This window comes from Anabaena sp. AL93 (assembly GCF_001672085.1).
Taxonomy (GTDB): Bacteria; Cyanobacteriota; Cyanobacteriia; order Cyanobacteriales; family Nostocaceae; genus Dolichospermum; species Dolichospermum heterosporum.
In genome coordinates this window covers 1-26558 of record NZ_LJOU01000068.1, presented here as the reverse complement: position 1 = coordinate 26558, position 26558 = coordinate 1, and the positions used below count along the sequence as shown (strand labels likewise).

The 26558-nt window shown below is 37.2% G+C and carries 31 protein-coding genes and 2 pseudogenes; 19 read left to right on the top strand and 14 right to left on the bottom strand.

Annotated elements, in window-relative coordinates; translation table 11 throughout:
* The first annotated feature begins 557 nt into the window (after positions 1–557).
* From AN486_RS17630 to hypB, 9 genes are all read left to right on the top strand, one after another.
* Positions 558–677: a type ISP restriction/modification enzyme gene (locus AN486_RS17630; protein WP_199924453.1), complete on the top strand. Its 120-nt coding sequence runs from the start codon at positions 558–560 to the stop codon at positions 675–677.
* A gap of 254 nt (positions 678–931) precedes the next feature.
* Complete coding sequence (locus tag AN486_RS17625; RefSeq protein ID WP_290601844.1) at positions 932–2092, top strand: hypothetical protein; 1161 nt, start codon at positions 932–934, stop codon at positions 2090–2092.
* Between the two features lie 39 nt (positions 2093–2131).
* The gene (gene hypF / locus AN486_RS17620; RefSeq protein ID WP_290601843.1) at positions 2132–4483 is read left to right on the top strand and encodes a carbamoyltransferase HypF; all 2352 of its coding nucleotides are present in this window, start codon (positions 2132–2134) and stop codon (positions 4481–4483) included.
* A 58-nt stretch (positions 4484–4541) separates the two neighbouring features.
* Entirely contained in the window at positions 4542–4790 is a 249-nt protein-coding gene (locus tag AN486_RS17615; protein WP_190383644.1) for a HypC/HybG/HupF family hydrogenase formation chaperone, read from the top strand.
* A gap of 49 nt (positions 4791–4839) precedes the next feature.
* A complete protein-coding gene (hypD, locus tag AN486_RS17610) occupies positions 4840–5991 on the top strand; it encodes a hydrogenase formation protein HypD (RefSeq protein ID WP_290601840.1) in 1152 nt (383 codons plus the stop codon).
* Positions 5992–6015: 24 nt separating this feature from the next.
* On the top strand, positions 6016–6231 hold the full coding sequence (locus AN486_RS17605; RefSeq protein WP_015079398.1) for a 4-oxalocrotonate tautomerase family protein: 216 nt from the start codon (positions 6016–6018) through the stop codon (positions 6229–6231).
* Between the two features lie 69 nt (positions 6232–6300).
* A complete protein-coding gene (gene hypE / locus AN486_RS17600; protein WP_290601837.1) occupies positions 6301–7395 on the top strand; it encodes a hydrogenase expression/formation protein HypE in 1095 nt (364 codons plus the stop codon).
* Positions 7396–7457: 62 nt separating this feature from the next.
* On the top strand, positions 7458–7799 hold the full coding sequence (hypA, locus tag AN486_RS17595; protein ID WP_193964374.1) for a hydrogenase maturation nickel metallochaperone HypA: 342 nt from the start codon (positions 7458–7460) through the stop codon (positions 7797–7799).
* Positions 7790–8614 carry a hydrogenase nickel incorporation protein HypB gene (gene hypB / locus AN486_RS17590; RefSeq protein ID WP_290601834.1) on the top strand — a complete coding sequence of 275 codons (825 nt, stop codon included), beginning with the start codon at positions 7790–7792 and terminating at the stop codon, positions 8612–8614. Before hypA ends, hypB begins: the two co-directional genes overlap by 10 nt.
* Before the next feature lie 145 nt (positions 8615–8759).
* Here the strand turns inward: hypB and AN486_RS17585 are convergent, their stop codons facing one another.
* The 7 genes from AN486_RS17585 to AN486_RS17555 all read right to left on the bottom strand — a co-directional run bounded on the left by AN486_RS17585 (position 8760) and on the right by AN486_RS17555 (position 12362).
* The gene (locus tag AN486_RS17585; protein WP_290601832.1) at positions 8760–9368 is read right to left on the bottom strand and encodes a class I SAM-dependent methyltransferase; all 609 of its coding nucleotides are present in this window, start codon (positions 9366–9368) and stop codon (positions 8760–8762) included.
* Positions 9369–9470: 102 nt separating this feature from the next.
* Positions 9471–9842 (bottom strand): hypothetical protein, encoded by a 372-nt coding sequence (locus tag AN486_RS17580; RefSeq protein ID WP_290601830.1) that lies wholly within the window; start codon positions 9840–9842, stop codon positions 9471–9473.
* The gene (locus tag AN486_RS17575) at positions 9835–10833 is read right to left on the bottom strand and encodes an LLM class flavin-dependent oxidoreductase (protein ID WP_290601828.1); all 999 of its coding nucleotides are present in this window, start codon (positions 10831–10833) and stop codon (positions 9835–9837) included. Before AN486_RS17575 ends, AN486_RS17580 begins: the two co-directional genes overlap by 8 nt.
* Positions 10834–10851: 18 nt before the next feature.
* Positions 10852–11187 carry a hypothetical protein gene (locus tag AN486_RS17570; RefSeq protein WP_027401698.1) on the bottom strand — a complete coding sequence of 112 codons (336 nt, stop codon included), beginning with the start codon at positions 11185–11187 and terminating at the stop codon, positions 10852–10854.
* Between the two features lie 131 nt (positions 11188–11318).
* Positions 11319–11630, bottom strand: coding sequence for a hypothetical protein (locus AN486_RS17565; RefSeq protein WP_193962846.1), 312 nt, complete (start codon positions 11628–11630; stop codon positions 11319–11321).
* Positions 11631–11632: 2 nt separating this feature from the next.
* Complete coding sequence (locus AN486_RS17560; protein WP_015079389.1) at positions 11633–11896, bottom strand: hypothetical protein; 264 nt, start codon at positions 11894–11896, stop codon at positions 11633–11635.
* 37 nt (positions 11897–11933) lie between these two features.
* Entirely contained in the window at positions 11934–12362 is a 429-nt protein-coding gene (locus AN486_RS17555) for a hypothetical protein (protein ID WP_290601825.1), read from the bottom strand.
* A 907-nt stretch (positions 12363–13269) separates the two neighbouring features.
* On the opposite strand from AN486_RS17555, the gene cysK reads away from it, so the two are divergent.
* A complete protein-coding gene (gene cysK / locus AN486_RS17550) occupies positions 13270–14211 on the top strand; it encodes a cysteine synthase A (protein WP_168635280.1) in 942 nt (313 codons plus the stop codon).
* 68 nt (positions 14212–14279) lie between these two features.
* Here cysK and AN486_RS17545 read toward each other — a convergent pair whose 3' ends face one another.
* From AN486_RS17545 to AN486_RS17535, 3 genes and pseudogenes are all read right to left on the bottom strand, one after another.
* Entirely contained in the window at positions 14280–14459 is a 180-nt protein-coding gene (locus AN486_RS17545; RefSeq protein ID WP_053539673.1) for a hypothetical protein, read from the bottom strand.
* 207 nt (positions 14460–14666) lie between these two features.
* Complete coding sequence (locus AN486_RS17540; RefSeq protein WP_168635279.1) at positions 14667–15089, bottom strand: hypothetical protein; 423 nt, start codon at positions 15087–15089, stop codon at positions 14667–14669.
* A 219-nt stretch (positions 15090–15308) separates the two neighbouring features.
* Positions 15309–16403, bottom strand: a pseudogene (locus tag AN486_RS17535) (nickel-dependent hydrogenase large subunit); the annotation flags it as partial.
* 427 nt (positions 16404–16830) lie between these two features.
* Here AN486_RS17535 and AN486_RS17530 point away from each other — a divergent pair.
* Positions 16831–18203, top strand: a pseudogene (locus tag AN486_RS17530) (site-specific integrase).
* A gap of 130 nt (positions 18204–18333) precedes the next feature.
* Entirely contained in the window at positions 18334–18693 is a 360-nt protein-coding gene (locus AN486_RS17525; RefSeq protein ID WP_290601821.1) for a hypothetical protein, read from the top strand.
* Positions 18694–18815: 122 nt separating this feature from the next.
* On the opposite strand, the gene AN486_RS17520 is transcribed toward AN486_RS17525, so the two are convergent.
* Complete coding sequence (locus AN486_RS17520) at positions 18816–19367, bottom strand: transposase (RefSeq protein ID WP_015079363.1); 552 nt, start codon at positions 19365–19367, stop codon at positions 18816–18818.
* A 493-nt stretch (positions 19368–19860) separates the two neighbouring features.
* On the opposite strand from AN486_RS17520, the gene AN486_RS17515 reads away from it, so the two are divergent.
* The 4 genes from AN486_RS17515 (at position 19861) to AN486_RS17500 (ending at position 21551) form a co-directional block, all read left to right on the top strand.
* Positions 19861–20412 carry a DUF6036 family nucleotidyltransferase gene (locus AN486_RS17515; RefSeq protein WP_053539677.1) on the top strand — a complete coding sequence of 184 codons (552 nt, stop codon included), beginning with the start codon at positions 19861–19863 and terminating at the stop codon, positions 20410–20412.
* The gene (locus AN486_RS17510; protein ID WP_053539678.1) at positions 20409–20714 is read left to right on the top strand and encodes a hypothetical protein; all 306 of its coding nucleotides are present in this window, start codon (positions 20409–20411) and stop codon (positions 20712–20714) included. Before AN486_RS17515 ends, AN486_RS17510 begins: the two co-directional genes overlap by 4 nt.
* 185 nt (positions 20715–20899) lie before the next feature.
* Positions 20900–21139, top strand: a complete 240-nt coding sequence (locus AN486_RS17505) for a hypothetical protein (protein ID WP_053539679.1) — start codon at positions 20900–20902, stop codon at positions 21137–21139.
* Positions 21126–21551, top strand: coding sequence for a type II toxin-antitoxin system VapC family toxin (locus AN486_RS17500; protein WP_053539680.1), 426 nt, complete (start codon positions 21126–21128; stop codon positions 21549–21551). The genes AN486_RS17505 and AN486_RS17500 overlap by 14 nt, the downstream gene beginning before the upstream one ends.
* Positions 21552–21668: 117 nt before the next feature.
* Here the strand turns inward: AN486_RS17500 and AN486_RS17495 are convergent, their stop codons facing one another.
* Complete coding sequence (locus tag AN486_RS17495) at positions 21669–22037, bottom strand: hypothetical protein (protein ID WP_053539681.1); 369 nt, start codon at positions 22035–22037, stop codon at positions 21669–21671.
* A gap of 24 nt (positions 22038–22061) precedes the next feature.
* Positions 22062–22445, bottom strand: a complete 384-nt coding sequence (locus AN486_RS17490; protein ID WP_053539682.1) for a papain fold toxin domain-containing protein — start codon at positions 22443–22445, stop codon at positions 22062–22064.
* 1531 nt (positions 22446–23976) lie between these two features.
* Here AN486_RS17490 and AN486_RS17485 point away from each other — a divergent pair.
* Positions 23977–24198 (top strand): hypothetical protein, encoded by a 222-nt coding sequence (locus AN486_RS17485; RefSeq protein WP_053539683.1) that lies wholly within the window; start codon positions 23977–23979, stop codon positions 24196–24198.
* Positions 24176–24433, top strand: a complete 258-nt coding sequence (locus tag AN486_RS17480) for a hypothetical protein (protein ID WP_053539684.1) — start codon at positions 24176–24178, stop codon at positions 24431–24433. Before AN486_RS17485 ends, AN486_RS17480 begins: the two co-directional genes overlap by 23 nt.
* Before the next feature lie 183 nt (positions 24434–24616).
* Here the strand turns inward: AN486_RS17480 and AN486_RS17475 are convergent, their stop codons facing one another.
* On the bottom strand, positions 24617–24988 hold the full coding sequence (locus tag AN486_RS17475) for a type II toxin-antitoxin system HigA family antitoxin (RefSeq protein WP_053539685.1): 372 nt from the start codon (positions 24986–24988) through the stop codon (positions 24617–24619).
* A gap of 261 nt (positions 24989–25249) precedes the next feature.
* On the opposite strand from AN486_RS17475, the gene kdpA reads away from it, so the two are divergent.
* The coding region (kdpA, locus tag AN486_RS17470; protein WP_290601815.1) for a potassium-transporting ATPase subunit KdpA at positions 25250–26558 on the top strand (1309 nt) is incomplete at its 3' end.

The window sequence follows — 26558 nt, the reverse complement described above, 5'->3', positions numbered from 1 at the left end:
CCATTTTTTAGCCCAGACGATTGATTATATAGTTTAGCTTACACACAAACAAAGCGGCTATACAAACAAAGTCCGCCTACGCGGACTAAGAGAAATTTAACACACGAAGGTGGGTTTTGTCTGTGTAGATGCGGTTTCTAACCGCCTTGTTCTGAAAATATCGTTAAGATGGGAGGTAGAACCTCCCGGAAAGCATTCCCAGTCGGAGACTGGGAACGAGGGAAAAGCATTCCCAGTCGGAGACTGGGAACGAGGGAAAAGGAGTTCTCAGCAACTTACCAAATGCCGCAAAATTGGTTGAAGAATGTAGTAAATTATTACCTCTAATTGCTAGTATTTTCTAGCCCAGACGAATAGAATATGGCTTGGCTTCGCCACGCCAAGGGCGAACGCGGCTACACAACCAAAGTCTAAGAGAAATTTAACCCACGCAGGTGGGTTTCGTCTGTGTAGACGCGGTTTCTAACCGCCCCCTTTCTAAAAATACCGTTAAAATGGGAAGTTTTACAATCTCCTCCTAATTTATCTGGAGAAGATGTATTGCCAGAATTTTTTAGATTTACAACTTTCCCTCACATATCTGGGAATTTAAAATTGGTGGATATCAAGTATTAGATAAATGGTTGAAAGATAGAAAAAATTCTAAGAGAGAATTATCTACTGAGGAAATTGACTAGTATCAAAAAATTGTCATTGCTTTAACAGAAACTTTACGAATAATGCAGGAAATTGATATAATTGTTCCAGGTTTTCCCATAAGTAGGTGAACACAATAAAACCAAACTGTGTAAAGAAATGTAAAATCGCCCAAACCCTCTTCACTCTTGCCTCTTGCCTCTTGCCTTTTGCCTTGCCATAACGACAATTTTCAACGCTCACCTACTTAGAGTAAAAACTGGTAATATTAACCAATATTAATTTCCTATTTACATTGAAAACCCAAAATGTCTCCTATTTACCTCTCTCTCCTGATGGTGCAAAAATAATATTAGGAAACAATATTACACCAGAACAATTAGTAGTTCCCCTTGCACCCACTCCTACAACAATGTTTGGACCCCGTGCAGCTTGTTTATTATCACCAACAGGACCATTATGGGTATCAGATACAGGACACCATCGTTTATTAGGGTGGCAAAATTTACCCACAAAAGATCATCAACCCGCGGACTGGGTAATAGGACAAACTGACTTTTTTCATGAAGGACAAAATGCTAAGGGTCCACCAGGAAAATCTACACTTAGTGTCCCTACAGGTATTTGTAAATGTGGTAATGGTTTAGCTGTTGCCGATGCTTGGAATCACCGCATTTTAATCTGGTACAATATACCAGAAGATAGTCATGTTCCCGCAGATTTGGTATTAGGACAAACTAACTTTATTGATAATGAACCAAATCGAGGTAATCAACAACCTGCGGCTAATACGTTACATTGGCCTTATGGTATTTTTTATCATCAAGGTAAGTTATTTGTAGCTGATACCGGAAATCGTCGGTTATTAATTTGGAATCAATTACCCACAGAAAATGGACAACCTGCGGATATAGTTTTGGGACAACCGGATATGATATCACGCAATGAAAATGGGGGTGGTTCTCCCACCGCCGCCAGTATGCGTTGGTGTCATGATATCACCCTTTGGGATGATAATTTAGTTGTTGCTGATGCAGGTAATAACCGGGTAATGATTTGGGAAGGAACACCAACAGAAAATAATGCCCCTTGTGCGGTGGTTTTAGGACAAAAAAACTTCAATTTTGTGGAATTAAATCAAGGTGTTTATTTTCCTAGTGCAAGTAGTTTAAGTATGCCCTATGGGGTAGATGTTGCGGGGGATTGGTTAATAGTTGCTGATACAGCTAATTCCCGGTTGCTAGGATGGAAGAAACAAGCATCTATTTTATTATTGCAGGGTGCGATCGCTGATGGTGTGATGGGACAAGATAACTTTACAAATAAAAGCGAAAATCGGAATTTTGGACTACCAACAAGACAAAGTTTAAATTGGTGTTATGGAATTAAGGTTTGTGGGGAAACTGCGGTGGTTGCTGATTCTGGGAATAATCGCGTTTTGATTTGCAAGTTTTGATTATTTCACGCAGAGACGCAGAGGCGCAGAGGAGGAAGGATGAGAATAGAGGAAATTCGGGTTTGTGGGACTGTACAAGGTGTGGGTTTTCGTCCTACTGTGTATCGTTTGGCGAAGGTTTTTGGGTTAAAGGGTGATGTTTGTAATGATGGGAAAGGGGTGTTAATTCGTGTTTCTGGTGGTGAGGAAGAAATAACGGAGTTTGTCAATAAGTTATATCAAGAATGTCCTCCTTTGGCAAGAATTAAGGAGTTGATTAGAAGTCCATATTTAGGGGAGTTTGATTTTAATACTTTTGTGATTTCTCGTAGTGTTAATAGTGTGGTGAAAACTGAGATTTCTCCTGACACGGCAAGTTGTCCCCAATGTCAAAGGGAGATTTTTGATCCTTTTAGTCGTTATTTTCGTTATCCTTTTACTAATTGTACTCATTGTGGTCCAAGGTTGAGTATTATTCGCGCTATTCCCTACGATAGAAATAATACTAGCATGGTGAATTTTCCAATGTGCCAGGAATGTGAAAAGGAATATCAAGATGTAGAAAATCGTCGGTTTCATGCCCAACCTGTGGCTTGTTTTGTATGTGGACCTCGTGCATGGTTAGAAAGGACTGACGATAAACCTGTGATTTCTGATATGTTTTCCATGTTGGATGATGTGGATGCTGTTTGTACGTTATTACAAAAGGGTGAAATTGTTGCTATTAAAGGTTTAGGTGGTTTCCATTTAGCTTGCGATGCCACTTTAGAAAATGCAGTTCTAAAACTCAGAAATCGTAAAATTCGTTATCATAAACCTTTGGCTTTAATGGCAAGAGATATTAATATTATTTCTGAATATTGCTATGTTAATGATTTAGAAAAGGAATTGTTAACAAATTCTGCTGCACCAATAGTTTTATTAAATATTAAAGATCAGAGTAAATTAGCACCTTCTATAGCCCCAGGGCAAAATACTCTTGGTTTTATGCTACCTTATACACCGTTACATCATTTAATTCTCAGAAGAATGAAAGTACCAATAGTCTTAACTAGCGGTAATATTTCTGATCAACCACAATGTATAGATAATGAAGATGCAAAAGATAAATTATCAAAAATAGCTGATTATTTTCTTTTACATAATCGTGATATTGTTAATAGAGTAGATGATTCTGTAGTGCGAGTTATTGATAATCAAATTCAAACCCTCAGACGCGCTAGAGGATATGCACCAGCACCAATTCTTTTACCTCCAGGTTTTAAAAATATACCGCCTATTTTAGCAATGGGTAGTGAGTTAAAAAACACCTTTTGCTTATTACAAGAAAGTGAGGCGATTTTATCACAACATTTAGGAGATTTAGAAAATGCGGCTGCTTTTAATGCTTATCAAGAAACATTGAATTTATATCTGAATTTATTTCAACATCAACCAGAGATAATTGCTATTGATAAACATCCAGAGTATTTATCTTCTAAACTTGGCAAAGAACTAGCAGAAAGTAATAACATTAAATTAGAAGAAATTCAACATCATCATGCCCATATAGCTGCCTGTATGGCAGAAAATCAAATTTCCTTAGATACAAAACCCATTTTAGGAATAGCTTTTGATGGGTTAGGATATGGTGAAGATGGTACACTGTGGGGAGGAGAATTTTTACTAGCAGATTATTGTAACTCTCAAAGATTAGCTACATTTACACCAATGGCAATGATAGGAGGAAAACAGGCAATTTATCAACCTTGGAGAAATACATACTCTCAATTAATTAATGCTTTTACTTGGGAAGAAATCAAAGAAAAGTACAGTGATTTAGAAATCATCAAATTTTTAGAAACTAACAACCCAAAACTACTCAACCAAATCATAGAAAAAGGTATTAATTCACCCTTAACATCATCAGTAGGCAGATTATTTGATGCAGTTGCAGCCGCAATAGGTATTTGTCGAGAACAATGTAGTTATGAAGGACAAGCAGCAATAGAAATGGAAACAATAGCTGATGTCAATATTTTAAACAATGATGAAGAAATTCTAAATTATTCCTTTAAATTTAAAAAATCAGATAATATTTATTATATAAATACATCTCCAACATGGCGAGAAATCCTCAATGATATTAAACAGCACATATCCTCATCAGAAATAGCTGCAAAATTTCATAAAAGTTTAGCTATTACTGTTGTAACAATGGTTCAACAAATTAGACAAGAACACGAATTTCACCAAGTAGCATTAACAGGAGGAGTATTTCAAAATCGAATTTTATTACAACAGGTAAAAAAGCGATTAGAAAAATTAGAAATTAACGTATTAACTCACAGTATATTACCGACAAATGATGGCAGTTTATCATTAGGACAAAGTGTAATTACAGCCGCTAAATACTTAAAAGAAATAACATAAAAACCTCTGTTGTCTCCGCGCCTCTGCGTGAGATAAATCTTAAAAAAGGAAAACTAAAATGTGTTTAGGAATACCCGGACAAATAACAGAAATAACCAACCGCGAACATAAACTAGCTATGGTTAATATTGGAGGAGTCAAAAGACAAATAAATATAGCCTGTATAGTTGACGAACAACACCCACCAGAAAAATGTATAGGAGATTGGGTATTAGTTCACGTCGGTTTTGCCATGAACAGAATCAACGAACAAGAAGCCGCAGAAACATTACAATTATTGCAAGAAATAGCCCAATCTTATACTTAAAAACCTCTCTTCCTTTGCGTCTTTGCGCCTTTGCGTGAGAAATCAAAATATGAAATATGTAGATGAATTTCGTAACCCCGAAAAAGCCCAAGCATTACAACAAGAAATAACCAAACTCAGCCAACAAATAGACAGACATTTAAAAATAATGGAAGTATGTGGAGGACATACTCATGCTATTTTTAAATATGGAATCGAAGAAATATTACCCGATAATATAGAATTAATTCATGGTCCTGGTTGTCCAGTTTGCGTCATGCCTAAAGGGAGAATAGATGATGCGATCGCACTCTGTCAACTACCCAACATCATATTTACCACATTTGGCGACGCAATGCGAGTACCTGGTGCAAAAACCAGCTTATTGCAAGCCAAAGCCCAAGGCGCTGATATTCGCATGGTTTACTCACCATTGGATAGTCTGAAAATAGCCAAAGAAAACCCCAATAAAGAAATAGTTTTCTTTGGTTTAGGCTTTGAAACCACCGCCCCTAGTACCGCATTTACCATTCTCCAAGCAGCCGCAGAAAATATTACTAATTTCAGTATGTTTTCTAATCATGTATTAGTAATTCCCGCCTTGCAAGCATTATTAGAAAATCCCGATTTACAACTTGATGGTTTTATTGGTCCTGGTCATGTAAGTATGGTAATAGGAACAGAACCTTATGAATTTATTACCCAACAATATCATAAACCCATCGTTATTTCTGGCTTTGAACCATTAGATATATTCCAATCAATTTGGATGTTATTAAAACAAATAGTAGAAAATCGTTGTCAAGTTGAAAATCAATATAATCGTTTAGTAGAACCTAGGGGAAATCAAAACGCATTAATAGCCATGAATCAAGTTTTTACAGTCCGTGAAAAATTTGCATGGCGAGGTTTAGGAGAAATCCCCAATTCTGGTTTTAAAATCCGCGAAGAATACGCCCAATTTGATGCTGAAGTTAAATTTACAATTCCGAATTTACAAGTAGCAGATCATAAAGCTTGTCAATGTGGAGAAATTCTCAAAGGAGTTTTAAAACCTTGGCAATGTAAAGTATTTGGAACAGCTTGCACACCAGAAACACCCATTGGAACTTGTATGGTTTCCTCCGAAGGTGCTTGTGCAGCATATTACAAATATGGGCGACTTTCAACTCTGGCAAAAAGAGATAAATCAGGTGTATCAACCGAACCCTTATCAGTCTAAATTGCACAATTTGAGGAAAATTATATGCCTTTTGTAACTGTCCAAATTGGTAAAGGTCACTCCATAGAAAAAAAGCGAAAATTAGTTAAAGCTGTAACTGACGCTTTAGTTTCTGCTTTAGGAACAAAACCCGAATGGATAACTATTCATATTGATGAATTTGAACGGGAAGATTGGGCAGTTGGTGGCGTTTTACATTACGATAAACATAATGGTAGACATGAAGAAACAGGTAGGTAATTAATTAACAATGACAGGTGTATTGCCTGTCTCACAAGAAAAAAATATAATTACAAAACAATTTTAAAAATGACAATTAATTCTCATCAAAATCCCCTTTTTCAAAAAATTGAACAAATCCGTCGTCGTCAAGGAAAGGTAAGAGATACCCATATTAATCTTGCCCATGGTAGCGGCGGAAAAGCCATGCGTGATTTAATAGATGATATCTTTGTTAAAAGTTTTGATAATCCCATTCTTTCCCAATTAGAAGACCAAGCCACATTTGATTTAGCCAATCTTTCCCAATATGGAAACAGATTAGCATTTACCACAGATTCTTATGTAGTAGACCCCTTATTTTTCCCAGGTTCAGACATAGGAGAACTAGCAATTAATGGTACAATTAATGATCTAGCAGTGAGTGGTGCAAAACCTTTATATCTCACCTGTAGCATGATTTTAGAAGAAGGTTTACCAGTAGAAACATTACGTCGTGTAGTTTCTAGTATGCAGAAAGCCGCACAAAAAGCTGGAGTGCAAATAGTTACAGGAGACACAAAAGTTGTTAATCGTGGTTGTGCTGATAAACTATTTATTAACACAACGGGAATTGGCATTATTCCCCCCCATATTAATATTTCTCCCCGCAATATTCAACCAGGAGACGTAGTAATTATTAACGGTGAAATTGGAAATCATGGTACAGCAATATTAATTGCTAGAGGAGAATTAGCATTAGAAACAGATATAGAAAGTGATTGTCAACCATTACATGAATTAGTTGCTGAAATTATCAAAGTTTGCCCCCAAATTCATGCCATGCGAGATGCAACTAGAGGAGGTTTAGCCACAGTATTAAATGAATTTGCCCTTACAGCAAACCTAGGCATACGCATTAATGAAAATGCAATTCCTATTCGAGAAGAAGTAAATGGAGTCTGTGAAATATTAGGTTTAGAACCTTTGTATTTAGCTAACGAAGGAAAATTAGTCATAATTGCACCACCAGAAAAAGCCGATTTAATTTTAGCAACAATGAAAAATCACCCCACAGGAAAACAAGCATCTATCATAGGTGAAATTATTCCCACACCACCAGGAATAGTCCTCTTAAAAACAGCATTTGGTGCAGAAAGAATCATAGATATGCTAGTAGGAGATCAACTGCCAAGAATTTGTTAAAAAACCGCATTTTTATTCTCTCTGTGTCCTCTGTGCCTCTGTGGTTCGTTTAAAAAAAATATATGCACGAACTAGGAATAACCCAAAACATCATCGCTATAGTTAGCGAAAACGCCCAAAATAAAAAAGTTCAAAGAGTATTATTAGAAATTGGCAAATTATCAGCAATTATGCCAGATGCAATTAAATTTTGTTTTGATATTTGCGCCCAAGGTACAATAGTAGAAGGGGCAAGATTAGAAATTTTAGAAATCCCTGGCATGGCTAAATGTCGCCAATGTGGTACAACTTTTAATGTAGATAAACCTTTTGGTATTTGTGAATGTGGTAGTGTGCAATTAGATATAATCACTGGTCAAGAATTAAAAATCAAAGAAATTGAAGTGGAGGAATTATGTGTGTAACTTGCGGTTGTTCGGACGATAATCAAACGACAATTACAAACATGGAAAATGCTGATCATCATACCCATACTTTACCAGATGGAACTGTAATTACTCATTCTCATCACCATGAAGAAGCACCCCAAATTCATGCTAAAATACATAATACAACCATATCTTTAGAACAAGAAATCTTAAGTAAAAATAACTTACTAGCTGCCCAAAATCGCGGCTGGTTTAAAGGTCGAAATATTCTGGCTTTGAATTTAATGAGTTCTCCCGGTGCAGGAAAAACTACATTATTAACTCGGACTATTAATGATTTAAAAGATAAATTATCTATTAGCGTGATTGAAGGTGATCAAGAAACTACTAATGATGCAGAAAAAATTAAAGCAACTGGTTGTAAAGTTGTGCAAATCAACACGGGTACAGGCTGTCACTTAGACGCATCAATGATAGAAAGAGGGTTGCAAGAACTAAATCCACCGTTAAATTCTGTGGTGATGATTGAAAATGTCGGAAATTTGGTTTGTCCGGCTTTATTTGATTTGGGAGAAGCTGCTAAGGTGGTAATTTTATCGGTGACGGAAGGGGAAGATAAACCAATTAAGTATCCTCATATTTTCCGCAATAGTGAAGTTATGATTATCACGAAAATTGATTTATTGCCCTATTTGCAATTTGATGTTCAACGCTGTATTGAATATGCAAAACAGGTTAACCCAAAAATACAAATTTTCCAAGTTTCTGCTACTACTGGGGAAGGGTTGGCAGGTTTATATGGTTGGTTATCTCAACAGGTGAATAATTCTGCTAATTTAATTTCTCTATAAATTAATGTGCTTTGTGTTGAGTTTAATATTTTTTTTACTAACCACAGAGGCACAGAGGACACAGAGAAAATAAAAAATGCTTAATTCATGTTTATATTACACTATTTTCGTAGGGTGGGCATTGCCCACTCTAATAAAATTAGCTTTATTTTTGAAAAATAGTTAATAATACAAACCCCAATAAATTATAGTGACCTACACAAGTTAATCCAGCATTATTACCCATTTCTTCTCTTTGTTTTTTGCTGTAAAACCGAATTCCTGTAGGAGAGTGGGGCGTAATTTGACATGGTGATGAGTTATTAAAAGTAATGTCCACTAAATAGAATTTACCACCAGGAGAAAGTACCCTTGCTACCTCATTTAAAACCTGCTCTGGTTGGGGATAATGCAAAAAGCTGATGGTATTAAAAACCGCATCAAATTGTCCCTCAGCAAAGGGGAGATGTTCAGCATTACCTTCAAGATAAATTAACCGGGGACGGTGGCGGTTATTTTGTCTTGCTACCCGCAACATTTGGGGAGATAAATCTAAACCTGTTCCTGTGATTTCTGGAAACTGTTTTGCTAATCTATCTAATAATCTACCTGTTCCACAACCTAAATCTAAAATATTTGCATGAGGTGATAATTCAACTTTTGTAAGTAATCTTTTATGGATTGCTTGATAAATAAAAGAAGGAAATGCCCAATCATAACTATTTGCCCAACGATCAAAAAGTTCTTTTTTGTTATTAATCATGTTGTTAATCATGGCTGGTATGTTGTATTTATTTTATTATAACAAGATAGATCCCCGACTTCTTGAAGAAGTCGGGGATCTGGTGATTTTAGTGATTAAAATATAATTTAGGACTTACAACCAATCTCGATAGGCTGAAATTTCAGTTACTCCAATTTCAAAAGGTGATCCTTTGCCAAAAGGAGGATAAACACGAATTTTGGCATCTTTAGTCAATCTTTCTAGTCTATTTCCCAATTGGGGAATATTGCTAACTATATGCCAATAAGCAACTATATCGGGACAGTCTACAATTAACATCAAAGTCGTCTTATCTGTGGTCATGTACCATTGACAATTAGATAGTAATACTTGGGTAATGCGATCGCACGCATAAAAGAAGCATCTACCTATAGACTGTTCCAACTCCAAATGGAGGATACCATCCTCTTTTGTTACCTTTGTAGGAGGTAAATCATCGGGAGGAAGCAAAGAAAGTTTAGACATAATTCCGCACCTCTTGATTGTAGCGTTGCAAACTTTCTCGATTTTTTTGCAAAGAAAAAGATGAGGGTTTTAACGCTAGTGTGCTGAGATTTAATTCGTCCTGAAATTTCTTGATTTTGTCGCGACAACCATTAACATCACCGATAATTGAATTCTCAATCAAATAGTCTTCATCGAAACAAATATTTGTCCGATCAAATGCTGGTTGTTGAGGACTTTTCTGCATTACTTGAGTCGAGTTAGCCGTCATTTCTTTGCTGAAGTGGCGAATAAAAGGCAATGCTTCATTTACCGCTTCATCATGAGTTTTACCCACAAAAAAGAACCGCGCTAACAGGAACTTTTCTGCACCACTGGAATTAAATTCCCGATACTTATTGACTGTCTTCCGCAATCTTTCTAGAGAAAAAGGCGGACCACCCATTAAACCGAAGGAATTTTCGGCAGCAAATTTAACTGCATCATCGTCACCACTAGCAACATAGATGGGAATTGGTTTTTGCAATGGTTGGGGATGAATTGTGAGATTTTCGCATTGATAATATTCGCCATTAAATGATACGTTAGTCTCATATAAAAGCTTTTGAATCAATGCCACTGACTCTAACATTCTGGTGCGAGATTCCTGAGTTGTCACCCCAAAATGTTTATTTTGCTGTGGAAATGGTCCACCTTTCGCTACCCCAAAAGCCAGCCTCCCACTACAAAGATTATCCAAAGTGGCGATATCTTCAGCCACGCGGATTGGCTGATGAAATGGCAATAATACAGCCGCAGTTCCTAGACGAATTTGTGAAGTTACACCCGCCAAATGTGCCAATAACAGCAGAATTGAAGGACTGAGATTGAACTCATTAAAATGATGTTCCGTTACCCAAGCCTCTTCAAAACCTAAACTTTCAGCCTCTTTTACCAATAAAACTTGCTCAAAGATAGTCCGTCTAGCATCTAGGTGATGATTTTCGTAATTGCAGAAAAGTCCTGTTTTCATTGTTGACCAAATATTAGATTAGGCTGCGACTAATTGCAACTCCAACCATAATCGAGGTTCGGACTGCTTTAACTTCGACATAGGGTCACGTAGCAATCGTTTAGCATTCAGACAAACTACTTGAATTAACCCCATATTTTCGGCTAATTCTCTGAGGATTTCTTTTTTGGATTGGATACAGGGCATTATGTCTTCTCGACAATAAATTCCTATATATTGAAACCGTTTTGCAGGTCGTCCCCAAAAACAAGTAATAACTTTCACATGACAGCCTTCTAAGAGTTCTCCCACGGCTGGGTAATAGTCATTTACGACTCTAAGAAATTCTTGGGCTAGGATGTCTTCAGTAATCATCTGACTGATTCTTCTGTAGCTTCCATAACTCTATTAATTATAACATATAATTGTTATTTAAACCTGACAAACTAAATAAAATCAATAAGATCCCCGACTTCTTTAAGAAGTCGGGGATCTAAAACTTTCAACTATCGAGAATTGCGTTCTGCTACTAAAACATCAGCAATGATATCTGGTAGACTTTTCAAATCGGTATATCCTTCTGAACCAGAAATTGGGGAAATAAAAGTATAGTTAGGATCGCAAACTCCTGTGTCATAAACCTGCATAACCCATCTATCAGGTAATCCCTCTACACCCAATTCTACAATGTACCAACTCTCACCCATTAACCGAGAATTAATCACTGTAAACCAATCTCTATAATCATCAGCAATATTCCAATCTGCCAAAAGAAATTCTAATGATATTTTTCCAGCATCAGTTGAAGTCAATAGCATCATTACTCCTGAGTGACAACTTGATTAGAAACTTCAGGATATAAACCTAATTCCTTTGCTAATTGTTTAGCAACAAAAAATAGAAATTGCGCTCCATCTTGATTACCTTGATGAGCAAACATTGTGGCTACTTGTAACATTGCTTGAACTAAACCAGAATCAATTAATTCAGGTTGTGCTTCCAAAACTTCTGGTTCTTGACCATTAGGACATTGGAGAAGTTCATCAATTAAATTAAAATACTGTGTTTGGCGTTCGTCTGTCATGATAATTTAGTTTATGGTGAATGATTAATTTGAAAAATTACTGTTCGATGCTTTGTTGCCACATTCTTTCCAACATGGCAATGTGTTCTTTTAATACAGCAGCACGGTAGACAAGATATCTGTCATAAGCGATAATTCCTATACCAATACAAATGGGTGTTACTAAAAATAACCATTGCAAAATTGTTGCTAATTTATATTTTTTTGCGGTAACTTTGAGTTGATGAAGAAAACTATTGTCAGATAATTTGACCTTGACTAAAGATGGCTGAGTATTGATAATTTTTGTTTGGGGAACTAATGCTGGAGATGCTATATTTATTTTCGACAATTCACAGGATAAATTCTGTGTTTTAACGAACTCTCTATGTTGTCCCCAAACTATAGTAAATACTACTGCCCCTGGAGAAATTAATGCTAAAGTTACCAAACTTACGGTAAGCACATTTAAAAGTTTGACTTTCATGTTTTCTCCATTACCAGGTATCAACTACCTAGAAAGAAAATTTATATTAGTAGGTTTATTTTTTGCACCTTTTTTATTCAAAATATGCTTATCAAAATCTCCTCAAAACAAAATTCTTTCCTTTTATATTGTGTAATACAGACAGGATTGAGATAACTTTTGAGAAATATAGGAGTTAAGAAGTCCCCCCTGATTCGTCAGACTTGCATCTTAGGAACTTCGGGGGGTAGAGGGGAATCTCTGCGTAAATCCTATATCGTTTATATCAGTTGCCCTTTTAGTCCTAACTTTAAGTGAGTTGAATTAATATTATTAAGATGATTACGATAATACTCATAGTCTGTCATCCTGACTGTGCAAGCATTAAAAAAAATATTTGGTGTGGGGGTGCTAGTATTTTTTGAGTGGGGTACTAGCATTTCTGAGGGAGGGGACGGGGTATTTTGTACTCAAAGCCAAACTAATATCGGCTATTGGTTTGAGATATTTATTAGGGAAGATTCACAAGTACAAACTGTACTCAAATGACAGCATCTCATGACAAGGCTAGACCTAAGATATCTTGAATAAGTCAGAAACAAAATTAAGATATTCTAAGGAAGGTAGAACAGTATTATTTTCAACAATCAATACCTTCACCATTTTTGTAGGTTGGGTTAAGCGACAGCGCAACCCAAGACTCATGTTGGGTTTCATGCTATTGCTCCGCAACGCTCACGCGAACAACCCAACCTACGAATCAAGACTTTTTTCAATTTGGCGAAGGTATTAACAATTAGGAATATTTTCTTGTGGGAATAGACAGAAATTATGGTAAAATGGGTATGGCTAATATAAAGAACTAATCAGATAAATATGTAACTGAAATAGATTAATATATAAACTTTAGGAGTTTAGGAGTTAAAAAATGCGAATTGCTAAAGACGTAACAGAACTTATTGGAAAAACGCCATTAATTCAGTTAAATAAAATTCCCCAAGCCGAGGGAGTAGTAGCTAGGATAGTCGTCAAACTAGAAAGTATGAATCCTGCGGCTTCTGTAAAAGACAGAATTGGCGTAAGTATGATCCTTTCCGCTGAATCTGAAGGTTTAATTTCACCGGGCAAAACCATTTTAGTTGAACCAACATCTGGTAATACAGGTATCGCTTTAGCAATGGTAGCAGCCGCCCGTGGCTACAAGTTAATTTTAACTATGCCAGAAACCATGAGCCAAGAAAGACGGGCTATGTTGCGGGCTTATGGTGCAAGTTTGGAATTAACACCAGGAACTCAGGGAATGCGGGGCGCAATTAACAAAGCTGAGGAAATTGTTGCCAATACTCCTAATGCCTTTATGTTACAACAATTTGCCAACCCAGCTAACCCGAAAATTCACCGAGAAACCACCGCTGAGGAAATTTGGGCGGATACTGACGGAGAAGTTGATATCTTAATTTCTGGGGTAGGAACGGGCGGCACAATTACTGGTATTGCTGAAGTAATTAAACAACGCAAACCAAGTTTTCAAGTTATTGCAGTCGAACCTAGTAACAGTCCGATTCTATCAGGTGGTAAACCCGGTTCTCACAAAATTCAAGGAATTGGTGCGGGATTTATTCCTGATGTTTTGCGTCAAGATTTAATTGATGAAATAATTCAAGTTGAGGACGCAGCAGCAATGGAATATGGACGAAGATTAGCTAGGGAGGAAGGTTTATTATCAGGAATATCTTCGGGTGCGGCTTTATCTGCTGCTATTGAAGTAGGTAAACGCCCAGAAAATGCAGGTAAATTAATAGTAATGATTCAACCTTCCTTTGGTGAACGCTATTTAAGTACCGCTATGTTTCAAGATTTAATGAGTTAAACATTTTGTAAGGTTGGGTTGACGTATCTTCGCCAACATTTACCCGGGTTACAAAAAAAACAGTGTCATTATTTCAATCTCATGTTTTTAAACATGAGTTTTTTCTGTTCCCTGTTGCTTCTTCCTCTGAAACCTTGGAGAATGGTAACATTGATGCGATCGCTAATTTTTGGGTTAAAATTTTGGGGTGGTGGTAATGCTATTCCCGTTTTTCTAAACTCTGCGGGTAAAGGTTCATTATTAGACATCTCCGGTAAAGATTGTAGAGACGTTCCATGGAACGTCTCTACAGGGGTTTCATGTCACGCATATTTAATTTTCACCAGATGTCTATTGGTCAGCAAATTATACAAGGTCGCAGCTAAATCATAAACTGTCCAATTTGGTAAATATAATTAATATAAAGCCTCATGTTAACTATCAATCATGAGGTGGGCAATGCCCACCCTACAAATTTATAAATTCACACCATGTTTCTTAGCAATTTCTACAAGTTGCTCATATTGATGTTGTGATGCTTTAGCTAAAATTGCATCTGCTTCTTCTGGATTAGTACCATCTTTAGGAATTAAATACTTAACATAAAGAGAAACAAAATCAACCACAGCAGCTAAACCTGTTAATTCGTGTTTATCGGCTTGTTTGCCAGCAATTACGGCTACTAAACCTGCTCTAATTGGGTCAGGTCTTACTTTCATAAATTGGTCAACTAATTGCTTAGAATAATCCCCTGGTGCTAAATTCTTTAACTTACTTTGATCGGGTTTAAATTCTAATCCTGCGGCTGTTGACTGATCCAACATACACCATTCTATAAATTCTTGCAATGCAGCTTCAGGAAGTTGAGGAAGATATTGATGTAGTTCTAAATTAGACACAATTAGTTACCATTTTTAGTATTTAGTAATTCCTAATTGATAATTCTTAATCTGATAGTTAGGAATTATCAATTATTCCTTAAAATTCAGACTAACCCACTGATTTGGGAACTTTTGTACTGCACATAACAATTATATAGAACCCTGACTTATCGAAAAATAGAGAAAAGAACAGATCCCCGACTTCTCTAAGAAGTCGGGGATCTTAAGTAACATAAATTAAGCCGTTCTAAAACGAGCTAATTCTTCGCCGGTTTTCGCGTCGTGGGCGTGAACAGTACACACCAAACATGAATCAAAAGAACGGGCGACATGACCCACTTCTACGGGGTCTTTCGGGTCTTGAATAGGTGTTCCAATTAATGCTTTTTCAATTGGTCCTAATTCTCCCGCACCGTCACGGGGTCCGATATTCCAAGTACCAGGGGCGATAACTTGATAATTCTTAATTTTACCTTTTTCGATTTCTACCCAGTGACATAATGCACCTCTAGCGGCTTCCGTTGCACCCCAACCTTTACCATCTTTTTCTTCTGGTTTAATATACCAAGGATCGTTTAATTTGAACTCTCTTAAACACCGTTCGGCTTGACGATATAGTTTAACTATTTCGTGGACTCTTCCTAATTGCCGAAGATGAACACTTGCACCGCCCATTTTCTTGAATGTATCGAGAATAAATGGGTCATAATGTTGCCAAGATTCCCCATGATTTCCCCCTGCAACTAATTGACGGGCTAGGGGACCGGCTTCTAAACGTCCTAAGTCTTGGTGAAGGACTGCACTTGACCAAGAATATGCCCCATTAAAGTCTTTTTGGTTGTTATTAATTGGTGTGGTTGTGCGATCGCTTGGATGCCAATCTTCTGTACCTTCATCATACCAGGAATGGGTTAAATTCTCACGGGCAAAACCTTGATTCATCAAAGCATGAGTATCAGTGAAGCTATCATAAACACCGCTTTTCATAATCACAGCAGCGTTACGTCCTTCAATGGTGGGATGATTATATTTATCCTCATGGGGAATATAACCCCAAGTCACATATTTACCCACACCAGCGCCATATCGATCTAAACCGATATCTAACCCCATGCGCCAATATAAACCTAAGTCAGATTCTCGATGTTTAACATCTTCATCTAACCACTTTTGAAAGTCTTCATAAGATTGAATTTCTTCATATCTTTCTAAAGAACAACCTAGCCAAACTGGTTCTAACCAATTGGTGCGGAAATATTCCAAAATTGCCCAGGCGCGGGTAATATCAGTTAAAGTTGGGGCGCACATCACACCACCAGGCACCATATAACTGCAATGACAACAGGTGATATGCTGTAAATGTTCCTGAGTAACTTATTTTATCAGGTAATTTTGCTCGGACAGAACATTTTATTTTCACCATTTCAGCTTTTATAAATAAGGGAATATTTAGGGAATGAGTCAGGGTAATTTTTATCCCTAACAGTTACAGCAGTTTTCTTGTATTTGAACTACTATTATTAGACCTAACCCCCAGCCTACCTCTCCCTAACCCTCTCCTAAGAGGAGAGGGAAAAAGAAAAACCTTTATTGCTGGAAGGGGGGTAAATCAAAGCCTCTCTCCTCTTAGGAGAGAGGTTTGGAGAGAGGTCGGTTTGTGGTCTATTTACCTGAAAATAGCTGTACTGTAATATCGGAAACCTATCCCCCATCTCTACATGAGGATGCAAATGCAGACTCAAGGGACTGGTTCGCAGATATGTTTGCAGACTTTGAGCCGCAGAACACCACAGACGGTAGGTATAGGGAATGGCGAAAATAAAAGCAACGGAATTACAGTATCAAGCAGTTTTTGAACAGAAGTTAGTTGAAGCTAATACTAATTTAAAAAGGGAGAGAATAAGAGTTAGTATTAAACAAACTGGCAATTCTCTCCAATTACGAGCTACCTTACCTTTAAAACCAGGAGATTACAGTTTAGGTAAAACAAAAAAGCAGTATGATTTATCTCTAGGAATACCCGCAAATTTAGAGGGATTAAAAACTGCAATTGAAGAAAGTTATGAGTTGGGTAAATTAATTGCTCGTCATACTTTCGAGTGGAATGAGAAGTATTTAGGAATTAAATCGAGAGAGAAACAAGAGAGCAAAACAATTGGCGAATTATTAGATAAATTTGATGAAAAATATTATCAAACCCGTCAGAAAACTATCACCAGTCAAAATACTTTTGCTAATTATATATCTGTCATTAAAAGAAACTTGACTCTCTCCCATTTAGCCACAAAAGAAAATTTTGAGGAAATTATTAATTCATTTCAGGGTAATAAAAAAAATGAACTGATTGCGGTAAGTTCTGTTTTGATTAAAACCTTTAATTTAGGATTTCAACTCGATGTCAAACGAGATCATGTCACTCCTGCTTATCGAGAAATTCCTGAAGATGAAAAAATAATATCGGCTTTTGACTTCTTTGAAAAATTTGCCCTCAACCGCAAAAATACAAACATTAGTGATGAGATAGACACCTGGGAAATGTGGCGTTGGGTATATGGAATGTTGGCGACTTATGGGTTAAGACCAAGGGAATTATTTGTCCAACCAGATATTAATTGGTGGATGTCTCCCCAAAATATAGATCATACTTGGAAGGTGAATAAAAATACCAAAACTGGATATAGAGAAGTTATTCCTTTTGTACCAGAATGGATAGAATTATTTGATTTACATAATCCCAAACCATTAAAAATTTTAGAACAAAAGGTGGCAAAAATTGCCTCTGTACAAAATATTAATTGGATGCGGAGAGATATATCCAGATGGTTTAGAAAGGTGGGAATTGAGTTTCAACCTTATGATTTACGGCATGGTTGCGCGATTCGAGCGCATCTTCAGGGAATACCAATTAAAGCCGCAGCAGACAATTTAGGTCATACTGTTGATGAACATACAAAAACCTATCAAAGATGGTTTGGGATTGAAAATAGGAAAAAAGCCTTTGGTGAGGTAATTAGTCAAAGGTCGTTAATTGAGTTGCAGAGGAATGAGATTTTGGCGTTAAGGATGGAGAATGAAAGGTTAAGGTTGGAAGCTGAGAGATTTAGGAAAATTCTGGATATCAGCGAGAAATAAGGTCAAATTATCAGTTATTTGCAAAGCATTAGTAATTGTGAAGCGATCACTGCTTGAAGGGAACAATGTTGTGATATTTTGGTGTTGATTTGGAGTGATATCTTACCGCGTTAAAGTATCTAATCTATCTATGGCAACCATCACAACTTATAATTGTCCAAACTGCAAGCGACAATTTTGCAGAGGATTAAATATGCCTTCTTATGGACCTCCGGTTATTCGTTGCGCTCAATGTAGTTCCTTGGTAAAGACAGGGTGGCATAAGCATGTAAATATGTGGGATAAAATTGAAGCCTGGTTACCTATACTTTTTGGTTTGGGGTGGTTCGTATTGATCTTCACAAGTAAGGAGGGCGATGATACGGTGAAATTCTGGTTTGGTGCTATCGGTTTTCTGGTCGGACTTTTTGGAGGGTGGACTCGCTTAAGATTAATAAAAAAATACGAGAATTCAGTAAAAGCAAATTCGGATGATATTCCTACTTGGTAGTGCGATCGCCGATCTTGTAGTGCGATCGCCGATCTTGTAGGGTGCGTTAACGGAGTGTAACGCACCATATTTATAATTATTTACTGATTTTCGGTGCGTTACGCTGTCGCTAACGCACCCTACTAATCGTCCCAATATCCTTGAGGTTTTTCCTTTCTGCTATCTTTACCCCAATCGGTTGGATAAATTCCCTGAGCGATAAACCGATGAATACTGGAATACTGCCAATCTTGGGGATTTTCACACAATCCATGTCGAGCCGGATTATCATGAATATAATCACAATGGAGCGCAAAATCCCGTTCATCCCGAATTAAATGCTCCCAAAACCGACGTTGCCAAAGATTACTTTCTCCTCGCTTTTGTCGTGATTGAGAAACCTCCCGATTAACCCCTAATGCTTGTCCATAATGTTTAGTAACATAGGTTTTAATTAGGCGCAATCTCACCGACAAATATTTATCATCAGGGGGTAAAGTCCACAAACAATGAAAATGATCAGGTAATAAAACAAAAGCATCAATACAAAAAGGATATTTTTCCCTTACTTTTTCTATTGCTTCTCGGAGAGATTTTCTCCCTATATCAGTACAGAGCCAAGATTCTCTTTGATAAGTGACTTGTGTGATGAAATATGTACCTCCAGAAACATTAGGTCTTCTATAATTAGGCATTATGGAGTTAGTATGGGTGAAATTAAATTTATTTTTTATTTATTGTATTGTCATATTGCAAGCAGTTCGCTCAAAATCCATTGTCTTGTGCTTCATTAACTGCGATTAACTGCGATCGCTCAAAATCCATTGTTTTGTGATTCTTTAACTACTATTAACTGCGATCGCTAATATTGAGTTAATGCGATCGCTGATATTGGGGAAATGCGATCGCTCAATATCCATTATCTTGTGCTTCTTTAACTACTATTAACTGCGATCGCTAATATTGAGTTAATGCGATCGCTCAAAATCCATTGTTTTGTGATTCTTTAACTGTGATTAACTGCGATCTCATGGGTAAGCGATCGCTCAAAATCTATTGTCTTGCGCTTCCTTAACTGTGATTAAGTGCGATCGCTAATATTGAGTTAATGCGATCGCTTAAAATCCATTTTTTTGTGCTTCCTTAACTGCGATCGCTCAATATCCAAACAAATAAATCAATAAAAATATGCGTGCAAACATTGACACTCAAAAGTTAGAACGTCTGATGCAACTCTTAGGTAGAGAAGCCCAGGGTTCAGGCTGTATCTACTTTACAGGAGGAGCTAGTGCGCTACTAATTGGATGGCGTAACTCCACAGTTGATGTTGATCTTCGTCTAGATCCTGAACCACCAGGCATTTTTCAGGCGATCGCCAAACTCAAACAAGAATTAAACATTAATATCGAATTAGCATCTCCCCAGGACTTCTTACCACCTCTTCCAGGATGGCGTGATAGAAGCGTATTCATTGGCAAACAAGGTCAAATTTCGTTTTATCACTATGATTTTACTGCCCAAGCTCTTGCTAAACTATCCAGGGGATTTGACCGTGATATTAAAGATATTGAAGCCATGTACAAACAGAAATTATTCTCTTTGAATGATTTACGGAATAGTTTTGAAGCAATTACACCGGAAATAATCAGATTTCCCTCTCTAAACCCTGATATCCTTAGAAGTAGAATTGAAAAATTTATTGAACTTTGTGAAAATAACCTGGAGGAAAATCAATCATGAATCTTAATGAATTACCTGGTGCAGAAACAATATTACCTGGACTTAATGATCTTCACAATGGTGAGTCCAATACAATAGGAGCATTATTAATTGCAATTGCCTCAACACGGTTATCTGAAGCCGGTTTAGATATCCCTAAAGATCGCCTAGCACCAGAACCAGAGTTAACTTTATATGCTAATCTCCAAGATAAACAAGAGGATGCTTACATTTACTATAATGCTTTGCTTAATCAACTAAATAGCTTTTGCAATGCTCTGGAACTAAGTTATAAATATAAACCGTCTAATTTCACTGTTTAACATCTTTGAGAAAAGCGATTCCTACGGAGTTCGCTATCGCTCAAAATCCATTGTCTTGTGCTTCGTTAACTACTATTTATTAATTGCGATAGCGTAACGCTAATATTGGGTTAGTGCGTAAGCGTTGCGCTCCGCAGGAATCGTTTTTTGCTAAACTATAATCAGAGAAACAGCAAAATTAGATTATGAACTTAGATACAATTCAACAAGATATTGCGTCTCTTCCTCCCGATGCACAACAAATCATAATCGTCCTCGTAGAAGTCCTGAAAAAACGCTACCTTCAGAATCAACAGGAATCCTCAGAAAATTCCTGGCAAGACTGGTCAGACTTTATCGGTTGCATAGAAGCTGAAACAGACCTCTCTAAAAACTATAAAAACTACTTAGACCGTGAACTTAATCAAAAATATGATCATAGTTGATACAGGCTTTTGGTTAGCTCTTGCCAATAAAAAAGATACAGTTCATATAGCCGCCAAAAAACGATTTCAAGATTTAGCTAATCAGCAATTTATTACAACCTGGTGTGTCGTCACGGAAACTTGCTATCTATTACAAAAAAGAGTAGGAGTAGATGCTCCAAAAATCTTTATTAATAAAATTTCTATAGGAAAACTACAAATCTTTGATCTCAAACAACATCATTGCCAGCGTATTGAAGAACTAATGGAAAAATATAAAGATTTACCGATGGATTTAGCCGATGCCTCTCTCGTTATTCTGGCAGAAGAATTAGGTCATGGCCAAATTTTATCGGTTGATTATCGAGATTTTAACACCTATCGCTGGAAAAATACAGAACCGTTCGATAACCTCTTTCATGAATTTTTATGATGTAATGCGATGCCTATGGCGAGGGAAGCGATCGCTCAAAATCCATTATCTTGTACTTCCTTAACTGGGATTAACTGCAACAGAAACAACCAGCACACTAAGATTCACTGTTATTATTCAAGCAGCTTCTTGAGAATTTTTAGAGGATGGTTCAGCCAGGATTGGTTCAATATCTTGGCTTTGGTCTCTTTGAATAAATTCATCTAGTAATTGAAAAAAGTAATCAAATGCAGCTTTTTCATCAATACAGGTGAGTAAAATAATTTTATCCCAAGCGTTAACGGTATGGATAGATAAGCGGTTTTGTAGCCAAGGTTGAAAGTTTTTATGAAAATCACTTTCAGTTTCAGTATTAGTAATACCTAATTCAGAGCGAGAAAAGCGATATCCCAAAATAAACATCCGTAAATTACTGATAGATGCTGTTCCCAAATATAAGCCTGGTTTGGTTTTAATTTTTTCGAGTAAGTTAAATAATGTACTCATTGAGTTTAACTCCATTAAAAATTTTCAAAATTCTTCTATTACTTCTATTTTAAACTCATTAGATAGAGAGGTAAAATCTTGAATCCAGTCATCTGGGTATAGTCCTTGTCGGGAAAGGTTGTCGAAAATTTTGCCAAAAACTTCAACACCGTAATGAACGCCATTTTCCGTAATAGTTTCAAAGCAACCTTGTTTTTCTAAGCGATTGCTCAAAATAAAGTCTTCATTATCGTATATCGTCGAAAGTCGCCAAACTTTACCAGGAATTTTACGTTGTTTTAGCCACTGTTTGAGTGTTTTGGCACATTCTTGGCAATGAAGTAATGGAAATCGAATGACAAGATTACCAATTGCTTGATGAATTTCAATAATGGCTAAATCATCCGGTAAATTATACAGAAACAGCACCTCCTAAAAAATGTTGATCTTATTTTAGTCTTGGATAAACTGCCCTTAAATGCGATCGCGCAAGCGCTGACTTGTCAGTTCGCTAATATCGAGTTAGTGCGATCCATGAGTTGATGTCTCTTTGTTATCCTGAATCATCTGCATTAGAATGTTTGCAGCTTCCGTTGCGTGATATGGCGACCAAATCGGGTACTCTGATGCAGAAAAGATAACTCGTAGTTCAGCGTCTGGGATTTGTGTGGCTAGGAGTTTGAAGAGTGATAATTTGTCTGACTGACTCAGATTGTTGACCGAAAAGACGGGACACAAGCCCCGTCCTTCTAGGACGGCTTTATGTTAAAATTTGGTCATAGTCGCCATAGGGCATTGGGAGACTTTAAACGGACATGGAGGGACGATAAGACCACTTGTGGCGTGTTTCATTGAAGTGTCAAGAATCACCGCACCTTCAGGTCGGTGAGTATGTCAAATAGTTTAAACTTCCATACAGGCAATAATACATTGATCATAAGTCATCTGTGAGGTAAAGTCTAACGAGTCCGTTAAACATCTTTGAGAAAAGCGATTCCTGCGGAGTTCTTTATGTGCTTCCTTAATTGCGATTAATGCGATAGCGTAAGCGCTGACTTGTCAGTTCGCTAATATTGGGTTAGTGCGTAAGCGTTGCGCGACCTAGGAATCGCTCAAAATACATTATCTTGTGTTTCTTTAACTGCGATTAATGCGATAGCGTAAGCGCTGACTTGTCAGTTCGTTAATATTGGGTTAGTGCGATCTCATGGGTAAGCGATCGCTCAATTGCCATTTTCTTGCGCTTCGTTAACTGTGATTAACTGCGATAGCGTAAGCGCTGACTTGTCAGTTCGCTAATATTGAGTTAATGCGTAAGCGTTGCGCGACCTAGGAATCGCTCAATTTCCATAGTCTTGTGCTTCTTTAACTGTGATAGTGCGATAGCGTAAGCGCTGACTTGTCAGTTCGCTAATATTGGGTTAGTGCGTAAGCGTTGCGCGACCTAGGAATCGCTCAATTTCCATAGTCTTGTGCTTCATTAACTGGATTAATTGCGATCTCATGGGTAAGCGATCGATCTTGTAGTGCGATTGCTGATCTTGTAGCTACTGTCTTGATTATCAAGTGATAAAATAAAAAAAGGAATAACAACTACTCACCCCAAGAACATCTTTTAGACTGCACAGCTCAATGAGGTTAAAAAAATATTAGGATAGTGCGATACTGAAGCGCGACCTAGGAATTGCTCAAATTCCATTGTCTTGTGCTTCCTTAACTGTGATTAACTGCGATAGCGAAGCGCTGACTTGTCAGTTCGCTAATATTGGGTTAACGCGATAGCGAAGCGCTCCGCAGGAATCGCCAATCTTGTAGGGTGCGTTAATGAAATGTAACGTACCTTATTACTTTTTCATCTTTAAGAAAAGCGATTGGTCAAATAGCTACCATGTAGTGGCGTTTCAATGTCAAAGTTGGTGATAATATAGAAAAGAAAAACTCTTTAAATGTAAAATCTTGTATGACTACTCGGCTAGAAGTTGAATCAGTAATCAAGCAATTGCCAGAAAGTGAAGTTCGTGATCTGGCAAAATGGCTTCAAGAATATCTTGATGAGATGTGGGATCAGCAAATTGAGGCAGATTTAGCATCAGGGAAATTAGATCGCCTCATTGCTCAGGCAGAAAAAGATATTGCAGCCAACAACGTGAGGGATCTTGATGAAATCCTTGGCGACGACTGAGTTTTGGAAAGCGTATGCTAATTTGTCACCTGAGATGCAAGAGCAAGCGCGGAAGGCTTATCAGCTTTGGCAGGAAAACTCACTTCATCCCTCTTTGCACTTCAAAAAAGTCGGTATAAATCTTTGGTCTGCTCGTGTTAGTGGTGGATATCGAGCGTTAGCCTTGAAAAAGGGTGACGATTATTATTGGATTTGGATCGGTAATCATGATGAATATGAAAGTTTTTTAAATTAGCTCGTTGTCACAAGCCAGCGAACATACCATCGCTCAATATCCATTTTCTTGTGCTTCCTTAACTGGGATTAACTGCGATCTCATGGGTAAGCGATAGCGAAGCACTGCTGCAAGCAGTTCGCAATATTTCTACTTTATTTAGGAGTGTTACAATATCAGCGAACTGACAAGTCAGCGCTTACGCTATCGCAATTTGAAGGTTTCTTGAGAATTGAGTTGACGTTTGCCGTCTAATATGTCTAATATTGTTTGTTCTTGCTCAAAAATCCCTAAAAAATCTCGTATTTCCAAATTATAGTCTTCCATTAATGTTTGTAATAATTCTCCATCAGTTAATTTAGGGAATTGTTCATTTTTCTCTTCATAGTCATAAACTAACATTCCTAATACATTTATATAATCTCGATCATCTTGGCTAAGATTTTTTTGATCTAATATTGTATTAATTCTTTCTTGAGTTATACTTAATTCAAGATCATTTGTAATAGGACGAGGTGCAAATTCTGTAATTAAACTGAGGTAATAAGGGCTAGGGATTGTTAAACCAGTTATCATTTTTCCAATTCTCCTTATCATAGTCCCTGTATAAATATGAATCTCCTCGCTGCTAGGTAAATCCATTAAGCTAAACATAAAATATACCTTGCGAATCTTGTTTTTAATCAGAAATTAATGAATTATAGAAATTGGTTATTCAATAGACATATCCAAAAAAGATGATAGAGACGTTACATGGAACGTCTCCGCAAGGGTTTCAAGTCAAGCATCTTTAATTTGTGGAGATATCTAATCAGCCTATATTCTTAGTCTAAAATTATGATTCAAGGATGGATACAAATAGCATTAACTCTACTCATAGTAGTAGGCATCACACCTATCTTGGGAAAATATATGGCGCGTATTTACCAAGAACAGAGGACAATTCTCGACCCCATATTTGACAAACTTGAGAGATTCATTTACCTGCTCATCGGTGTTCATAGTAAACCAGATATGACCGCTTGGCAATATGCAGCAGCCATATTTTACAGCAACTTAGTCATGGGATGTTTAATATTCTTCATCCTCATAAATCAAGCATGGCTACCTCTCAACCCCACGCAAATTGGTGGGATGACATGGGATACAGCTTTACATACAACCATATCCTTTCTCACCAACACAGATCAACAACATTATTCAGGAGAAACTTATCTCAGCTATGGTAGTCAAATTTGGGGAATTGGCTATTTAATGTTTACTTCCGCTGCCACAGGACTAACAGTGAGTATAGCATTTATTAGAGGATTAACAGGCAGACCATTAGGCAATTTTTATGTAGATTTAATTCGTTCGATTACGCGAATATTGTTACCCATGAGTATAGTAGGCGCAATATTCCTAATGATAGCGGGAGTACCAGAAACATTAGCAGGACCGGCAGTATTTCCCACCTTAGAAAATTCTAGCATTAGTCAGGCGATCGCTCGCGGACCAGTTGCCCATTTGGAAATTATCAAACAACTAGGAGAAAACGGCGGCGGATTTTTTACTATCAATTCTGCCCATCCTTATGAAAACCCCAACGGATTTTCTAACCTCATAGAAATCATCGCCATGTTGTTAATTCCCACATCCCTAATTTACACCTATGGAATATTTGCCAACAACAGCAAACAAGCCTGGTTAGTTTACAGCATGGTAGGCATAATTTTCATCATCTTTATTATCATTACCGCCATAGGAGAATATAACGGCAACCCTGCCATCAATACCATTTTAGGAAGTACACAACCCAACTTAGAAGGAAAAGAAATCAGATTTGGTTGGGCGCAATCAGCCTTATTTATAGTTGCGACAACCGCCACAATGTGTGGAGCAATTAATAGTTTAATTGATTCATTTATGCCCAACGGCGGTTTTGTTACCTTTGCCAATATGTTTTTCCAAATCATTTGGGGGGGGCAAGGAACAGGAACAGCTTATTTATTTTCTTACCTCATATTAACCGTCTTTGCTACAGGCTTAATGGGAGGCAGAACACCGGAATTTTTAGGAAGAAAAAACGAAAAACGCGAAGTTGTCCTGGCCCGGTTTTTGATTCTTTTAGTAAAACCCATCGCCATCATGATACCAGCCGGGATCA

Coding starts and splice junctions, on each gene's coding strand:
- hypF (WP_290601843.1), top strand. CDS start 2,132: ATGAGAATAGAGGAAATTCGGGTTTGTGGGACTGTACAAGGTGTGGGT.
- AN486_RS17615 (WP_190383644.1), top strand. CDS start 4,542: ATGTGTTTAGGAATACCCGGACAAATAACAGAAATAACCAACCGCGAA.
- hypD (WP_290601840.1), top strand. CDS start 4,840: ATGAAATATGTAGATGAATTTCGTAACCCCGAAAAAGCCCAAGCATTA.
- AN486_RS17605 (WP_015079398.1), top strand. CDS start 6,016: ATGCCTTTTGTAACTGTCCAAATTGGTAAAGGTCACTCCATAGAAAAA.
- hypE (WP_290601837.1), top strand. CDS start 6,301: ATGACAATTAATTCTCATCAAAATCCCCTTTTTCAAAAAATTGAACAA.
- hypA (WP_193964374.1), top strand. CDS start 7,458: ATGCACGAACTAGGAATAACCCAAAACATCATCGCTATAGTTAGCGAA.
- hypB (WP_290601834.1), top strand. CDS start 7,790: ATGTGTGTAACTTGCGGTTGTTCGGACGATAATCAAACGACAATTACA.
- AN486_RS17585 (WP_290601832.1), bottom strand. CDS start 9,368: ATGATTAACAACATGATTAATAACAAAAAAGAACTTTTTGATCGTTGG.
- AN486_RS17580 (WP_290601830.1), bottom strand. CDS start 9,842: ATGTCTAAACTTTCTTTGCTTCCTCCCGATGATTTACCTCCTACAAAG.
- AN486_RS17575 (WP_290601828.1), bottom strand. CDS start 10,833: ATGAAAACAGGACTTTTCTGCAATTACGAAAATCATCACCTAGATGCT.
- AN486_RS17570 (WP_027401698.1), bottom strand. CDS start 11,187: ATGATTACTGAAGACATCCTAGCCCAAGAATTTCTTAGAGTCGTAAAT.
- AN486_RS17565 (WP_193962846.1), bottom strand. CDS start 11,630: ATGCTATTGACTTCAACTGATGCTGGAAAAATATCATTAGAATTTCTT.
- AN486_RS17560 (WP_015079389.1), bottom strand. CDS start 11,896: ATGACAGACGAACGCCAAACACAGTATTTTAATTTAATTGATGAACTT.
- AN486_RS17555 (WP_290601825.1), bottom strand. CDS start 12,362: ATGAAAGTCAAACTTTTAAATGTGCTTACCGTAAGTTTGGTAACTTTA.
- cysK (WP_168635280.1), top strand. CDS start 13,270: ATGCGAATTGCTAAAGACGTAACAGAACTTATTGGAAAAACGCCATTA.
- AN486_RS17545 (WP_053539673.1), bottom strand. CDS start 14,459: ATGTCTAATAATGAACCTTTACCCGCAGAGTTTAGAAAAACGGGAATA.
- AN486_RS17525 (WP_290601821.1), top strand. CDS start 18,334: ATGGCAACCATCACAACTTATAATTGTCCAAACTGCAAGCGACAATTT.
- AN486_RS17520 (WP_015079363.1), bottom strand. CDS start 19,367: ATGCCTAATTATAGAAGACCTAATGTTTCTGGAGGTACATATTTCATC.
- AN486_RS17515 (WP_053539677.1), top strand. CDS start 19,861: ATGCGTGCAAACATTGACACTCAAAAGTTAGAACGTCTGATGCAACTC.
- AN486_RS17510 (WP_053539678.1), top strand. CDS start 20,409: ATGAATCTTAATGAATTACCTGGTGCAGAAACAATATTACCTGGACTT.
- AN486_RS17505 (WP_053539679.1), top strand. CDS start 20,900: ATGAACTTAGATACAATTCAACAAGATATTGCGTCTCTTCCTCCCGAT.
- AN486_RS17500 (WP_053539680.1), top strand. CDS start 21,126: ATGATCATAGTTGATACAGGCTTTTGGTTAGCTCTTGCCAATAAAAAA.
- AN486_RS17495 (WP_053539681.1), bottom strand. CDS start 22,037: ATGAGTACATTATTTAACTTACTCGAAAAAATTAAAACCAAACCAGGC.
- AN486_RS17485 (WP_053539683.1), top strand. CDS start 23,977: ATGACTACTCGGCTAGAAGTTGAATCAGTAATCAAGCAATTGCCAGAA.
- AN486_RS17480 (WP_053539684.1), top strand. CDS start 24,176: ATGAAATCCTTGGCGACGACTGAGTTTTGGAAAGCGTATGCTAATTTG.
- AN486_RS17475 (WP_053539685.1), bottom strand. CDS start 24,988: ATGATAACTGGTTTAACAATCCCTAGCCCTTATTACCTCAGTTTAATT.